General features: G+C 37.4%; 12 protein-coding genes. 5 read left to right on the top strand and 7 right to left on the bottom strand.

Annotated elements, in window-relative coordinates; genetic code table 11:
• Positions 1–300 precede the first annotated feature (300 nt).
• Positions 301–960, bottom strand: coding sequence for an S-layer homology domain-containing protein (locus tag CAL6303_RS06750; RefSeq protein WP_015197099.1), 660 nt, complete (start codon positions 958–960; stop codon positions 301–303).
• 745 nt (positions 961–1705) lie between these two features.
• Between CAL6303_RS06750 and CAL6303_RS06745 the strand changes: the two genes are divergently transcribed.
• The 4 genes from CAL6303_RS06745 to CAL6303_RS06730 all read left to right on the top strand — a co-directional run bounded on the left by CAL6303_RS06745 (position 1706) and on the right by CAL6303_RS06730 (position 5441).
• Positions 1706–3112, top strand: a complete 1407-nt coding sequence (locus CAL6303_RS06745) for a DUF2157 domain-containing protein (RefSeq protein WP_015197098.1) — start codon at positions 1706–1708, stop codon at positions 3110–3112.
• Complete coding sequence (locus tag CAL6303_RS06740; protein ID WP_015197097.1) at positions 3109–3786, top strand: GDYXXLXY domain-containing protein; 678 nt, start codon at positions 3109–3111, stop codon at positions 3784–3786. Before CAL6303_RS06745 ends, CAL6303_RS06740 begins: the two co-directional genes overlap by 4 nt.
• 79 nt (positions 3787–3865) lie before the next feature.
• Positions 3866–5035: a RuBisCO large subunit C-terminal-like domain-containing protein gene (locus CAL6303_RS06735; protein WP_015197096.1), complete on the top strand. Its 1170-nt coding sequence runs from the start codon at positions 3866–3868 to the stop codon at positions 5033–5035.
• Positions 5036–5243: 208 nt separating this feature from the next.
• Complete coding sequence (locus CAL6303_RS06730; protein ID WP_015197095.1) at positions 5244–5441, top strand: hypothetical protein; 198 nt, start codon at positions 5244–5246, stop codon at positions 5439–5441.
• Between the two features lie 218 nt (positions 5442–5659).
• Here the strand turns inward: CAL6303_RS06730 and CAL6303_RS06725 are convergent, their stop codons facing one another.
• Both CAL6303_RS06725 and CAL6303_RS06720 read right to left on the bottom strand, forming a co-directional pair.
• Positions 5660–6733 (bottom strand): HEAT repeat domain-containing protein, encoded by a 1074-nt coding sequence (locus CAL6303_RS06725; RefSeq protein WP_015197094.1) that lies wholly within the window; start codon positions 6731–6733, stop codon positions 5660–5662.
• A gap of 538 nt (positions 6734–7271) precedes the next feature.
• A complete protein-coding gene (locus CAL6303_RS06720) occupies positions 7272–8666 on the bottom strand; it encodes a hypothetical protein (protein WP_015197093.1) in 1395 nt (464 codons plus the stop codon).
• Positions 8667–9517: 851 nt separating this feature from the next.
• Here CAL6303_RS06720 and CAL6303_RS06715 point away from each other — a divergent pair.
• Entirely contained in the window at positions 9518–10057 is a 540-nt protein-coding gene (locus CAL6303_RS06715) for a hypothetical protein (protein WP_041739177.1), read from the top strand.
• A gap of 199 nt (positions 10058–10256) precedes the next feature.
• Here the strand turns inward: CAL6303_RS06715 and CAL6303_RS06710 are convergent, their stop codons facing one another.
• The 4 genes from CAL6303_RS06710 to CAL6303_RS06695 all read right to left on the bottom strand — a co-directional run bounded on the left by CAL6303_RS06710 (position 10257) and on the right by CAL6303_RS06695 (position 14963).
• Positions 10257–10682, bottom strand: coding sequence for a TerB family tellurite resistance protein (locus CAL6303_RS06710; RefSeq protein ID WP_015197091.1), 426 nt, complete (start codon positions 10680–10682; stop codon positions 10257–10259).
• Positions 10683–10742: 60 nt separating this feature from the next.
• Positions 10743–12089: a 16S rRNA (cytosine(967)-C(5))-methyltransferase gene (locus CAL6303_RS06705; protein ID WP_015197090.1), complete on the bottom strand. Its 1347-nt coding sequence runs from the start codon at positions 12087–12089 to the stop codon at positions 10743–10745.
• A gap of 176 nt (positions 12090–12265) precedes the next feature.
• A complete protein-coding gene (locus CAL6303_RS06700) occupies positions 12266–13420 on the bottom strand; it encodes an ARPP-2 domain-containing protein (protein WP_015197088.1) in 1155 nt (384 codons plus the stop codon).
• Positions 13421–13529: 109 nt separating this feature from the next.
• Complete coding sequence (locus tag CAL6303_RS06695; protein WP_015197087.1) at positions 13530–14963, bottom strand: hypothetical protein; 1434 nt, start codon at positions 14961–14963, stop codon at positions 13530–13532.
• Positions 14964–15139 lie beyond the last annotated feature (176 nt).

Here is a 15139-nt window from a genome sequence, read left to right as displayed (position 1 = left end):
AAGGCAGAGGATCAAGAAAACTGAATTCCCTAGATTTTCTATAATCCACCGCAGTCGCTACAACGGGGGAAACCCCCGCAACGCGCTGCTCGCTGTCTAATAGCTTAAAGTCATCTGCAAGATGACTGAATATTTTTGGTTTTTAGTCCATTTCAATGGAGTTGTGCTATGAGACTGGGATTTCCAACAAGAGACGGAGTGAGGGATTTACCGACTTATCTGTACACCGTAGGACGGCTTATATGGGGAGGAGTCCAAACTTTCTACTGATCTTCCCCACTGCCCCCTCCAAAAGTAAGATTACTTGACTTCAGGAACAATAGGTGTTTCTGGTTGTTTCTGTTGACGTTGCAAGTAGTTGTTGAGTAAAGTTGCCATTGCACCCCTTGTCATGGGTTTTTGGGGTTGTAGGTTTCCTTGGGTGTCACCCTCAATAAATCCTTCTGAAGTAGCTGTGGCTATGGCTTTACGTGCCCAGGTAGGGATGCTATTTTGATCTGGGTATATTGATAAAATTTCGCTGACTGTGGTATCAGGAAATTGGAATACACCATAGGCTTGGGAGAAAATAGCGATCGCTTCTGCTCTAGAAACCTGTTGATTGGGAAAAAATAGGTTGTTTCGATACCCTTCCATGATTCCATTTTTCAGCACTGTCTGAATATCGTTATGGGCTGGGTAAGTAGCTGGGACATCACCAATTGTCACATTTTCTCTTTTGCTCGCTTCCCGTTTATTGAGTTGGAATGCTTTCACCATAATTGTTGCTAATTCTCCCCGACTGACAAATCTTTCTGGGTAAAAACCACCATCTGGGAAATTCCTCATCAGGTTAGCTGCAATTACTGATGCGATGGCACCTGTTGTAGATGTGAGTTTTTCTGGAGTTTTTGCTGTCACTGGAATGGATAATGATCCCAGCAAGCTCAATGATATTAAGGAAGCTAAAATTTTACGCATGGTTTTTGAATATGAAAACTTATAGGTTAGGGTTTTAAGTGAAAGTTTACATGGCGAAAATAAATTTGTATTCCCCTTTTGGGGTGAATTTGTCGCTGAAAGTCAACCTAGTCTTACATTCAAGGGCTTGATCGTAGCCTTATGGTTTCTAATATGTGGAAGATTTTATCCGAAATTTGTTCCAGAATCTACACTCAGACTACGCAATGTAAACAGGGAATATTTCTCATCTCCGGGAATTGATTATGTGTCACATACAACCCTTGAATAAACCTATCAATGGTATGTCTCTATCTTTGAACCTCGATTTTATTAAATAGTTTGGGATTTAGGCACCATAAATTCGCATTTTATGCAGTAGGACTACATAGTTTAGGATGGTTTATAAAAGTCTTTTTCAATGATGAGGATTAATTAAAGCTTAAGTAAATATTTATGATTTTTGAAAATTTTAAAATAAATGCCGCCATAATTTGGATAGTAAATTTTTAGTTGAATTTTATTCTATTTATTTAGTTTTTTTATTATTTTAACTTTGTCACAATCTCTACATCAACAATGAGGAAATTTGCCTTCAGTAAATATAAAGTACTTAACAAATTCTGGGGGCTTAAGTCCCCTGCCTCTACATGCAGTCCGTTTTGTGTCGGGGCGGCACGTTTGCCGAGTCGGATGACCCCGCAAAGCTGCCTTGTAAAATCCCCGTTACAAAACGTACTTATTACTCATTACTTATTTTTTAATCATGCCATCAAATAATTTTCGAGTGAAATTATGTCAAGAAGCACGCATTTGGCGTGATGAAGGGATGATTAATGAAGGTCAATATCAACAGCTTGTCCAACGTTATCAATTTGAAACTTTAGAAATATCGCCTAAAGATAATTTCATTTGGATACTAATTGCATTAGGCAGTATCTTTCTGGGTTTGGGTATCATTTCCTTTGCCAGTGCTAACTGGGAGAAAATACCACGAGAAATCAAAGTTGGATTGTTACTAAGTAGTTTATTTACTACTAATGTAATTGGATTTAAATTATGGAGACAAACAGAAGCAAGGCAACGCAAACAACTTTTGGGAGAGGGGTTGTTAATTTTAGGTGCGTTGTTGTTGGGTATAAATTTACTAATAATAGTGCAACTTTTTCAACTTAATATCCCCAATTATGAAGTGGTTTTAGTTTGGGCTGGGGGTATTTTGATTATGGCTTATAGCTTGGGTTTAGCTTCATTGGGGGTATTTGCCCTAATTTTAACATTTATTGGCTACTGGGGAGGATTAATAGATTTACCAAATGCAACCAATGATTTGACTTGGGGACGGTTAGTTGTAGAACATTTACCTTTACTTTTGTGGTTAGGATATATACCCTTGGCTTATTTATGTCGTTCCCGGTGGGTTTTTGTGCTGGGCGCGATCGCATTCACGATATCATTGCAGTTTAATCTCCAACCTTGGGAATATCTCACTCCATCTAGCCGTTTTCCTTGGTTAGCTTCCTTTGCATTTGCACTACCGCCACTTTTATTGTGGAGTTATGATGATAGACTATTCCCCTGGCAAAATCTTCGCCGTTTTCAACCCATTGCACGTAGTTTATCCCTAGTATTTTTCTGCATTTTATTTTACATATTTTCATTTCATTACTATTGGCAAAATTCACCTTCCTTATATACACAAGTAATAGCCGACGGCACAAATTTCAATTTGACGTTATTAGTTGATATAATTTGCTTAAGTATTATTGCCATCTTTCAGTGGTTCTTATTAATACGCAGTAGTCGAAATAGAATCGGTTTGAGTAGCTTGATTATTTTCACCTGGAGTGCGATCGCGTTTTTGATCCCTTTTTGGTATCGTCTCAATTTGGGTTTAGAAGCAATCCCCATTGCCCTATTTAATTGCCTATTAGCGACATTAGCTGTAGGTTTAATTCGTCAAGCTTTAGAAACTGGCAAACGTATTACTTTTTGGGGTGGAATGCTACTACTCATTTTGCAAATTTTAAGCAGGATGTTAGAATACGAAACTAATTTACTTTTAAAATCCGGCGTTTTCACTGGGTGCGGCATTGTAGTTATTCTTGTAGGATTATGGTTTGAAAACCATCTATATGCTTTATCGCTTCGCTCCTCCAAGCCTCCCTTATGAAATCCAAGATACCCAACTTGCAATCAAATTCTTCAAAATATATTAATTTTCGCAAATCATTACATCATCAGTTAAATTCATTAACACCTATTTCTTTTCAACGGTTGTTAATACCCTTGATGTTGCAAACATTCCTAATTTTACTATTACCGCTGCCAAGCTTATATACGCAATTGACAGGCAGAACAATTATTTTACAAACAACACCAGTTGATCCCTACGATATTAGGCGGGGTTCCTGGATCGATTTGAGTTATGATATCTCCAATCCCCAAACCTTAAAAAAACTTCCAGGTTGGAAAGAGTTAGTTAAAAAATATCCTGGTAGTCACCAACAATACTATCCCGTGGCTGAAGGGACAAATTTATATGTGGTGATGCAGCAAGACAAAAATCGCTGGAAACCACTAAAAATTGCCATTCAACTACCAAAATCATTACCAGAAAATCAAATAGTTATACGTGGAAAATACCGTTATGACACAATAAATTACGGTATTGAAAAATACTACATGCCAGAGCCAGAACGAGAGAAAATGAGCCAAGAGATATTGGGAGGAATACAAGTCCGTGTTGGACAAATAAAACCAATGTTAATTGAAACCAAAATTGATCCTCAAGGTCAAGCAGTACCAGTAAGAATGCAAGTAGGCGATCGCATTTATAATTTTTAAACTTTTTTTCATTGAGACTGCCTGCTGAGAACCGTAGTAATATTTGGTTGCACATCCCTTGATTTCTCGCAGAGGTATAATGTCAATCGAAGTAGATTATCGCTTCCCATCCGGTATTGATGCCGAAAAGCAAGCCAAAATTATCGCAGTTGGACAAACTGCGGGAACTTGGGACGCAAGATTTGCCCATCGTCAAGAAAGCTTACAAGCACATTTAGCTGAAGTGGTTTCAGTCGTCAAATTAGATGGTGGAGATAGTGTTGCTACTGTGCGCTTCCCAGAAAGCAATGTTGAAAATGATATTCCCAGTCTCCTCACCATGATATTTGGTAAATATTCCATGGCTGGTGCTGCAAAGGTTGTAGATTTACGGCTACCAGAAAACTATGGTTTACGCCCAAAATTTGGGATTTCGGGGATTCGCAATCAGCTAGAAATATCCCAGCGTCCACTAATTATGGCAATCTTTAAACCAGCCTTGGGACTTTCGGCACAGGATCACGCCGAAATTCTCCAACAAGTTGCTCAAGCTGGATTAGATATCATCAAAGACGATGAAATCCTCGGTAATATTCCCACAGCACCAACCTTTGAACGTCTGGCAGCTTGTCGGGAAGTTATAGATACTGTTCAGCAGCAAACTGGACGCAAGTTACTTTATGCTGTTAACGTCACAGGTAACGCCACAAAGTTAGTTGAGAATGCCCGTAAATTAGTTAGGGCTGGTGCTAATGCCTTGTTACTCAACGTTTTTTCCTACGGCTTTTCGGTTCTGGAAGCTTTAGCAGCAGACCCTCAAGTAAATGTGCCAATTTTTACTCATCCTGCTGGAGCCGGAGCCATATCCGCCGCCCCAAATCACGGCATATCATACCCTATTACCCTAGGGACACTGATGGCACATGCCGGAGCAGATGCAGTTTTATACCCTGCCCACTATGGTAGTTTGCCATTTGATGCTAACGAAGAAATGATGATTCGTGATAGATTGCGATCGCGTAATGTGATGCCAGTACCCTCAGCAGGAATTCATCCTGGTATCGTTCCTCAAGCCTTAGCAGATTATGGTAAAGACGTAATTCTCAATGCCGGAACCGGAATCATGGATCACCCCGACGGTGCCGCAGCAGGTGTCGAAGCATTTTTTGCCGCTTTAGAAAGAGTTCAGCAAGGTGAACCCTTTGATTTAGCCAGTCTGCCAGAAGGCGCACTTCGTAACGCCATCCAAAAATGGGGTGCGACTAAATAAGCAGGTGAACACATGACTTTTATTTGCAACCACCATTAGTCGTATTTCTACTGAGTTTTGTTCCGAACTTTAACAAAACTATTATTAAGTTTTATTAAAATCAGCAACATCACGCATAAAAAAAGCCTCTACATCCTAAGTAAAAGTAGAGGCTACCCTTTCGGTATTAATGTGTTTGATGAATTGGATGAAATAAAGGTGCAGAGTTATGATATTGATCCGTGACTTAGTTCAAAAAGTGTTACAAGCTGGCTATTTGAGCCTGGAAGCAGAAGAACAACTGAGAAATCTCCTGCAAACCAAATATGATTCGGAAGATTTAAATGCTTTCATGAATTTACAACAAGCTGCCATGTCAGGCTTTGTGAAACAACAGTCACGAGAGATACGAGTGAAAAGCCAGTAAATTGTTAAATATTATATTCTCAATAAATCTGCTACAGGTGAGGCTACACAATACGGTTAGCTTAGGGAGCAAAAAGCTAAGAATAAGACTTAATCATCTATATACTATTGATGCTGAGAACCAATATCTAAAAGCTAACTGCTAATAGCTATTTTTCCTTAACCAAACCGTATTCACAGTGAAATTTTATATCTAGTTATAAACTTACACAACCCTGTTTAATATCTATTTTTCAAGGCAGTTTTGGATTTATTCAAAATTTGTAAAGCCGAATTTATAGAAGTAATTACTGACTTTGTACAGCTTAAATTTACTTGCGATATCAATAAATTTACCTCTTCAAATACAGATATAATTTTTTCTATATCCATCAAACAAAAATTATTGATCACATCTTGAATACTCGCAGCAATTACACCTATATTTAAACTTGCTGTCACCCGCACGATTGCATCACTTTGCTTCAAAGCTGCGACGAAAATATTTAAACAGTTCTCAACTTCAACCCCAGCTTTCATCAAAACTTTAGCGACGTTCATCTGTACATATATATTTTTATCTGTCAGACCAGTTTTTAATATTATAACAACGCTGGCTACTTCGTTTACAAAAACTCCTAATGCATCAGCAGCAGCACTTCTGACTCTAGCATCACTATCTCCAAACATATTGATTAATAATGGAATCGCCTGATTTTCTGGGGCAACATATGCTAAAGATAGCGTTGCTTTTGCACGAATTCCTGAATAATTATCCGATAAAGCTGTAATTAAATAGGGAATTGCCATCTCAGCATCTTTACCAATCTTCCCTAAGGCTTCAACAGCATTACCCCGTACCCAATCATCTTTATCTTCAAGAATTTCCACTAAAGGTATAATCGCAAGTTTAGCTTTTTCTCCTAAACAACCAATCGCAAAAGCCGCATTTGCCCTAACTCTTGCAGAATCATCATGTAAAGTTATAACTAATGAAGGAATAAGATCAACTTCTAAGCCAATTTTACATAGTGCTTCAATGGTAATTGCTCTAATTACCTCATCCACATCTTGAAGAGTCATAATTAAAGCCGGAATGGCAGAATTAGCTGCAATCCCAATATTTCCTAAAGCAATAATTATATGGTAACGTAGCTGAGAATCTGACAATGCAGCAATTAAAGCCGGAACTGCGTTTTTGGCATTTTTGCCCATTTGAGATAGTGTAACTATAACATCTAAGCGCAGTGTTAAATCTCCATTCTGTAAATTCTTGATTAATCCCGTAAGTTTAGGTTTAACCAGATTGTTCATCTAATTTGTGACTCCTTGGTTAACGTTTTACCTAATTCACATTATATTTAATTAAATTAAATTAGTTTTAATTTCTGAAGCAGCTAATCAAATACAGTATTTCGGCAGTGCTGCACCCCTCTCCATAGACGCGTAGCGGCTTCTCTTTGAGTACACTCTCCTTGCCAACAGGAGGGTGGAGCATTTTTGTACCTCAAAAAGTGAAAATCTGCCCTGCCGTATCTCCGAATATCGGGAACTAACTTAATCCAAAATTGCTGAGAATAAACACTATTACAAACCAATAACCGAGTTTTTATAACTTCACTTCTATCTAAATAATTTAGAACTAAGCTAAAGGCAAAGCCGCAGAAAAATATTTAATTTGTTGTGGACTTGGGGGTTTATCGCAACGCACCAGCTAGTTGCTACGTTGCGATGCATTTAGATTATTGCGTCTGACACAACACAACGTAGCCCTAAAGCAGGAGAAACATCAACACCGCTTATTGCCTCTTTTAAGTTCACTATTATGCCAGTTGTGTAAGCCATAATGAATTCACTTCAAAACTGTCATATCGGTTTTCTGACTATATAACTCTGTCTGAGAGTATATGCTAACTATACTATCCCCAACTTCAAAAAATTTTCCATGTTTTTCATTAGGAGAGAACTGTAAGTTTGGATACTTTTCAGCAAGCTGCTGGCTATTCATTGCCGTAGTTTCCATATTCTTTGGTAAAAGCCCGGTAGAACCAATATAGAAAACTAAGGGTGAAATTATTTCACGATAGATGCTTTCTATATACTGCCCTAACATCGTATTTGCCGCTGTCAAAGCGGCTACCATTTCTGATTTACTTGCGTGCTTTCCTTGACGTTTTTCTTGTAACAATTGAATTAAGTAACGATCTCCAACTCTGGTTAAAATCTCTGTGACTATTCCACAATTACTGAATCCAAGAAAGTCATCAAAAATTAGCTTCATGAATTGATCAACTTCAGTTATTTTCATTCTGGAAGAAATTGGCTTGCATTGGAAAGCAACATTTGTCAGAATTGCCATGCCAAAGTCTAATTTTTTTAAGACTTCACCTGTCTCAATATCGTAACCGCAATACATTCGATTAAGAAACTTATTTGCCGAATGAAATTTACTGAGATTAAGAATATCTTTATTCCCAATATCAATTTTATGAATTGTTCGCATCTGGATGCTTTCGCTACTTTCCTTTGTTTTTGGAAAGTTCAGATAAACTTGTTTGGAAAGATGGTGTTGAGCTAAACTATCTAATTGTTCTGCTAAAAAAACATCAGATTCTTGTTTTAAATGTGCAGAAATAATACTAACCAAAACTTTTGCTTCTGCTAACTTTTGAAATACACCATCAATAGTTTGATATGGTTGCTCCAAATCAACTATTGGAAATTTATCTAGATTAATTGTATATTCCCTACGAAAGTCAAATTCTGAGTCTGTAATTATGTCACTCTGATGTAATAGCTCAAATGTTTTTTTGCTACTGATCTTGACTTTAATTTCTCGAATATTAAATTTACCATCACTAACAACCGTATAATTATTAAAGCGATTTAACTGATTAGTTAATAGTCCAGCAACTTCCGTAATTGGTGTTGCATCTTGAGTATTTATCAGTCGCACTTGACGCTGAATTAACATATTCAAGGAAGCTGTATGACGATTTAGGGAAAATGAAGTAATTTGAACATATTCATTTTTATCGATATCTTCAGCTTTTAACCAAGGTTGAATTAAATTCCCATCAATATCTCTTGTTCCAATGACTTGGCGAATATGTTGATATTGATAATTTTCTTGTAAATTATGAAAATTAAGAATAATATGTTGACGATTTGCCGCTAAAAGGTTGAACAGTTCTACAATAGAGATGAAATTATTTGTTAGAGATTTTTTTGCAGCTTGGTTAATCATGTTTCAGACCTCGCTATATACATGTGAATGTTTGATATATTTAGCCTAAAAATGAAAAGTTTTAGACTTAGAGTGTTCCAAAAAATAAATGATCCAAAATCAGTTATTGCGTAGCTTGCTTCTCCGTTTTGCAGTACGAAGCGTAAAGCCCTTTGGGCATACAAGAAACGTTCTATAGCCCTGCGGGCACCCTACGGCAAGCGTTTCCGTAGGGTAGCGGAATGAAACAATCCCAAGAACTGGGGAGCCAATTATAGGGCAATTTGATGGGCATTGAAAGAAGCTTTTTAGATTTGTAAACAGATTTTAGAATTTCAGTTGGTTCACGGGAAAGTCGATAGATGGTGAATATTGGCATTTACTTGTACGTATGCCTGACTTTCGCTACGTGTGTTTGCTAATCCGCACTGTTTGACTTAGGGTAATAGTTCTGAGTGATTTGTATACATATAGTACATTAAAACTATAAAAATGTCAAGTTGTTCTGAATATATAGCGCTTCTGGTCTGCACGAAATAGAAATCAGGGCAATCAGGGTAAATAATCGTAGTGCAAAATGGAGAAGCAAGTATCCTCCACTACAAATTGTATTTAGGGATTTCCAGTTAAAAATTATCCCATCGTTACGGTGCAATAACTTGTTCGGAATATATGATTAATTTTGCACTACTACTGATTACCTTGATGCACTAGCACATCAATCCCTTGGAACGTCATCAGTAAAATAACTGATAAAAAGCGACTTTAAAATGTTTTTTAGTTACTTACTCGGATGAATTACCTCATAATATTGTGGTATCTTTTTATGCCATGACGTTTTATGCGGCGAGAAGGCAATGAGCAAAAACTGCATGAACGCAGATGAGTTAAATAGGTTTGTAGCATACTGTAAAAGAATCCAGCCTCAAAGCCAAGAGGACATTCGGAGATTCTTTGAAGGTGTAGTTGGTTTTCCCTATGATAAAGAATTACTTTTACAAGCTTATTTATTTTTAAATATCAAAGATTTGTTTCCTTGTTGTTCGGAATTGCTACTTTTTGAAAAGTCGCCAATTGCTGACTATACTGACTTGGGTAAATGTGATTTTGTCTATCTTTCGTCTGTGGGTAATCTTCTACTGATCGAAACTAAATTTATTGACACAGAGGCAACTGGGGCAACTGAGAGGAAGAGAAGAAATAAACATCGAAATAAAGTTTTTGAGCAGGTTATGACACTCAAGAGTCGGTTTAGTGAATATTGGGATATTAGGCTAGAACACCTAAATTGCGGCGTTTTTACTACCGATTCAGAGGTGGAATGGCGGGGAAGTAGCGTTAATGTGCTGACAAAAGCAATATCTATTGAGAATTTGGAACAATGGCGACGTAGTTATAAGTACGGAAAATAGTAAGTTAGAGCAAATTGTATTTAAAATAATAAACAAAGCCCACCTTCGTGGGCTAGAATCTCTTTAACCCACGAAGTTTGGCTCTGCTGGTGTAGCGATAGATTTTATCTTAGCGAAGCAAGATGCCCGTACCAGCAAAGTTTGATTCTTCATCTCTGTACCTGATTTACCCCTAATCTGCTGTAACTGTTCACTGATTTTAATTTTGCACTTCTAACCAACGACGATAAAGTTTCTGAATTTGTTTAAGAATTACATTTAAACCTGCTTGGCTGACATCGTTTTCATCAGATAGTTGTTGTAATTTGGTTAGAAGTTTTGCTTCTTCTACTGCTACTTCTCCGTCACTATAAATCAAACCGCTAATTGCTTGGATCAAATTTTGATAGTCTTCGTTTGTGGGATGTTCACCCAAATATTCTCGTACCCAGTTGTAACACTCATTGGGTTGTACTGATACTAATTCATATAACCATGGTTTAATTTCTGGATCTGTTGCAACCCCTTTTTCTTGGGCAATATGGCGTAGATATTGCCGTTCTTCCGGCTGAATTTTACCATCGATCCAAGCTGCTCCAATCAAGATTTTGACTAAGTTCTTTGTACTCGATGATTGCGATTTCATAACCAGACTCCTAATTGATTTATTCTACCCTCGACTAAATTTTACAACCGCAAACAGTATTCACCCTGAATTGTTGGTTTTTCTTAAGCGCACCATAAAAAAGCCGTCCATGTCTTGGTTGTGGGGTAATACTTTAATGAATCCTGATGGTGTAGCGTGGACTGCAAGAGGGGATTCTGGGTTTGGTGCTTCGATTTGGCAATTTGGATGATTTTCTAAGAATGAGGCAATTACAGCTTCGTTTTCCTGGGGATGTAGGGTACAAGTGGCATAAACAAGGATACCACCGGGTTTGACAAATTTTGATGTTTGTGAAATTAATTCTGTTTGCAATTTTGCTAGTTCCTGAACATTGGCAGAAGTCTGTCGCCACCTAGCATCTGCGTGACGGTGGAGAGTTCCTAAGCCAGAACAGGGTGCATCTAGTAGTACTTTGTCGGCAATGCCTGTAAATTGAGGCAAATCACGGCTATCACCAACGCATGTTCTGATGGATTGGATTTGTAGACGTTGGATATTTTCCTTTAATTTACCCATTCTGGAAGCAGTGCGATCGCACGCCCAAATTGTACCTTGATCTTCCATTAATTCGGCGATGTGGGTTGTTTTCCCTCCGGGGGCTGCACAAGTATCAATAATAACTTCGTTTAGCTTAGGGTCTAGGAGATATCCAACTAATTGGGCGCTACTATCCTGAACAGTCCACCATCCATCCAGGAAGCCTGGTAAATCTTGAATGCGTCCATTATGACCAAGCAAGCGTAAACCACAGGGTAAATACTGAAGTCTTTGGTATTTCACACCTGCTGCGGTGAAAGCTGCCTCAACTTTTTCAACTGTTGTACGTAATAAATTAACGCGTAAATCGATAGTTGGAGTTTGGTTCATCCATTGACACAACTTTTCTGTTTCTTCTAAACCAAACTGTTCAACCCACACCTGAATAATCCAATCGGGAAAGCTATATAAAATTCCTAATCTTTCTACCGGATTGCTACTAGTAATAATCTCATCACCCGCATCAATTAAACGCAGATATTGTCGTAAAATTCCATTTATCAAACCAGTTAAACCAGGAAAACCATGTTCTTTTGCTAAATCAACTGTTGTATTGACAGCCGCAGAATCAGGAATACGTTCTTGATAACGGAGTTGATATAAACCTAAATGTAAAATTGTGCGTAAATCTTTTGGTTGTTGCTGTGATTTTTTCTTAGCAATTTTATCAATTATGGCATCAAGGGTTCTTTGTCGGCGAACAGAACCATATACTAATTCTGTAACTAAACGACGATCAAGATTGGCTAAATTAGATTTATTTAATATTCGATCAATAGCAACATCAACAAAAGCACCTTTGTGGACATCACGTAAAGCGAAAAAAGCAACTTGACGTGGATTGAGCATATAATTTTAATTGGAAATTCTACTTGTTAATAGTCTTAAATATGAAAATTGTTTTTCGTAGGTTGGGTGCAGCAACAGCGGAACCCAACGTTAAATCAATTCGTAATTACGAATTGCTAATTAGTTTAAACATCCTCTCCGAAAATACAAATTAGAAATCCTTGATAAACCATCTGTTATCTTTTATTAGCTTTTCTAGCTTTATCCCTAATTTGCTGCTGAAATAAATAGCCAAAACCTTCCTTTTCCATTTTTCTCACAAACTCCTCTTGGGTACAAGCTAAAGCTGTTGCTGTTTCTTTTAAATTCCAATTATTTTCATCCAGTATTCTCAAATAATATACTCGACGGGATTGTGCTGCTGTTAAACGATAGGTATGTAGATATTCCAACTCTCCATTATCGCGGATTATAGCCTCCCCTATATGATTTTCTTCATCACTTAGAGATACCTGAGTGACAAATCGCTGTAACTCAAAACATCCAGCAGTATAAACTAACCGAGAGTGAATTTGCCTATCTAGTAAACCATCTAACATCATACCTTGATTAAAGGATGCCCAGTCTTTTCGCATTTGAACAACAGCGCTTCTCAAATCAGCTAGATTACTTATTTTTGATGCATCAATAGATAAATCCATCGAATAGGTTTGATCATACATCAAAGCGTATCGATATATTAAGTCGCCATAAAAATCTTCAAGTAAATTATAGTGTAAAGCACGATAATCTTGAGGATTTGGAACTACAAAAGCCGATGCTAATGCTTCCGCAACATATACCAATACTCCCACTTGTCCTTCATGAATTTCAAATACCCTTAACGCTTCTTCCAAACCAAATATTGCCCTACCGCTAACAGAATATTCTGTACGACAACCTAATCCATACGATTTTGCATAGGTTGAATACTCATCCCAAGCAATTTTTGGAGCATTAAAATACAGCGAGAGAAATCCTTCCATCGCTAAATGCAAAGGTAGAAATCTCAGGGTATTTTTACTTTCTCTTTTTGCCATGCGATGCATTAATCGCACGTTTGCATATTTATTATTAAAACTTTTCCCATCTTTTTTGGTAATATTGATGCCCATGTTTGCTACGCTACTGCCATCATCACTCCATGACATCACCATTCCGTGGGGAATATAGGAATAATAATTTGTATTTTTATCGATGGAGACAATTGATAAATCATCATTGTATTTACGATTTTGTAAATGTAAATCACCACGAGTTTTATGACGTACTAGAGGAACAATCCGAATAGAACCGCAGACTTGGGATGGAGCAATTTGTAATCCTTTTAATAAAATATTTTTTATTAACATATTGGCGTATTCATAAAGGTAGGGTGTATGACACTTTGAGAATCATGCAGGTAAATTAGGGTTTGTAGTGTCACGCACCAACTATCTGAATTTAGCCCATAATTCTCAACTAAAACCCATGTTTTAAAAAGCTGCTTACTCTTTCAGCTAAATAGGATTCTAACTCTGATAAATTTAACGAACCTTCGGCAAATTTGGCAAACCCCAATACAGTCGGTAAATCTTCCGCATCCCGCAAACCGACGGTGGGAATATGGGAACTGAGGGAACGTAGGGTGTAGTCTTCAGCGTTAAATACTGGATTGCAGTGGATTATCGAAGTTTTACGAAGTCGATCAAGTTTGGTACAATAAATCCGCAGTACTTCTGTTGCTCCCTTGGGTGGGTCGTTTTCGCATCCATCTGATACTATAATTACAGTCTCAGCACCGCAACCAAGTGCTGCTAGTAATGGTGTAGCCAAGTCAGTTTGTCCACGAGGTTCAACTAATAAAGAATTTTTTGGTTGTAACGTCCAGAATGCTCGATAATCAGTGGCAGCAGCTTTCAGTAAATAATGTGTTGCTAAAGCAATACCAAGGGGACGACGGCGTTTTTCGAGGGAACCAGAAGAAGAATAACTATTATCTAATACTGCTGCAACTCTTCCCAATTTTAATTTTAAAGGTGATTTTTTTAGCACTTTCTTAGCTAATTCTTCTAGCACCCGATGAAATTTTTCCCATGTTTGGATACGGGTTTCCATTGGTAATGACAGAATATATAATGCTAATTTAGTTAATGGTAAATGTTCCCAATCAACATTAATATTGATGTCACTACGTTCTGCTGCACCTTGATAGCGCATTTTTTCCCCGATTGTCATTTGGGATTGGATGCGAGATAAAAATATTTCACGTTTAATTTTGTGTTTGGTTGCGAATCCTTCCGCAATGGTAAAGGGCAACTTATAAATTGCATCTTGACTATAATGGGCTTTCCGAAAGTTTTCAAATAAATCGGTTGTAAAGGCTTTTTGTTGTTGGTAATCGAACAAAAATATTGGCAGTTCGTTGTTGAGTTTTAAATGGGTATGGGAAATTGCTGCTTTTACCTTTGTTCGATATTTAACCGCATCAAAATTTACATCTCGACGTGTAGCGATAAAATCCCTAACTATGGCTCTAGTTCGACGATTATTGATCCGTTTATTTTGTAGTTCTTGTAATAGTCCCCAAGCCCTTTGTGGGGGAAGCTTGTTTAATGCTTCAGCAATTAATCCTCCTTCCTCTTGGCGATATTCGGGATTAATATTCTTGCCTGTTGCTAATAGTTTTAATATTATTTGGGCTTGATTAAAATGATTGATTCCTATTGCTAAAGTGCGGGCATATAGTAATCTATAATTACCTAGAATGTAATCATGTAAGAAGCTAATTGATAGTTTTTGTCCGTTTGCTTCATCATAAAATTCTCGTTGTCCTGTGCAGGAGTAGCAAGCATTTATAAACATTACTAAATCTTCCTGTACCACTTGTTCGGTACGGGATTCGATTTTTTCCATGATTGGTTATTACATTATTGATGATTCACAATTATTTATATTTGAGGAAGAAGTTTGGGGAATGTCGGTACGACTTTGTATGACAAATACGAAGTTTGGTACGGAAGTCATGCCATAGTCCCGCAAACCTCTTTCTATATATACAGAGTAAGGAAAACATATAATGGTACGTTACG

This window comes from Calothrix sp. PCC 6303 (assembly GCF_000317435.1).
Classification (GTDB): Bacteria; Cyanobacteriota; Cyanobacteriia; order Cyanobacteriales; family Nostocaceae; genus PCC-6303.
Note: the sequence above shows the minus strand (reverse complement) of the source record. Positions and strands in the feature narration are given on the sequence as shown.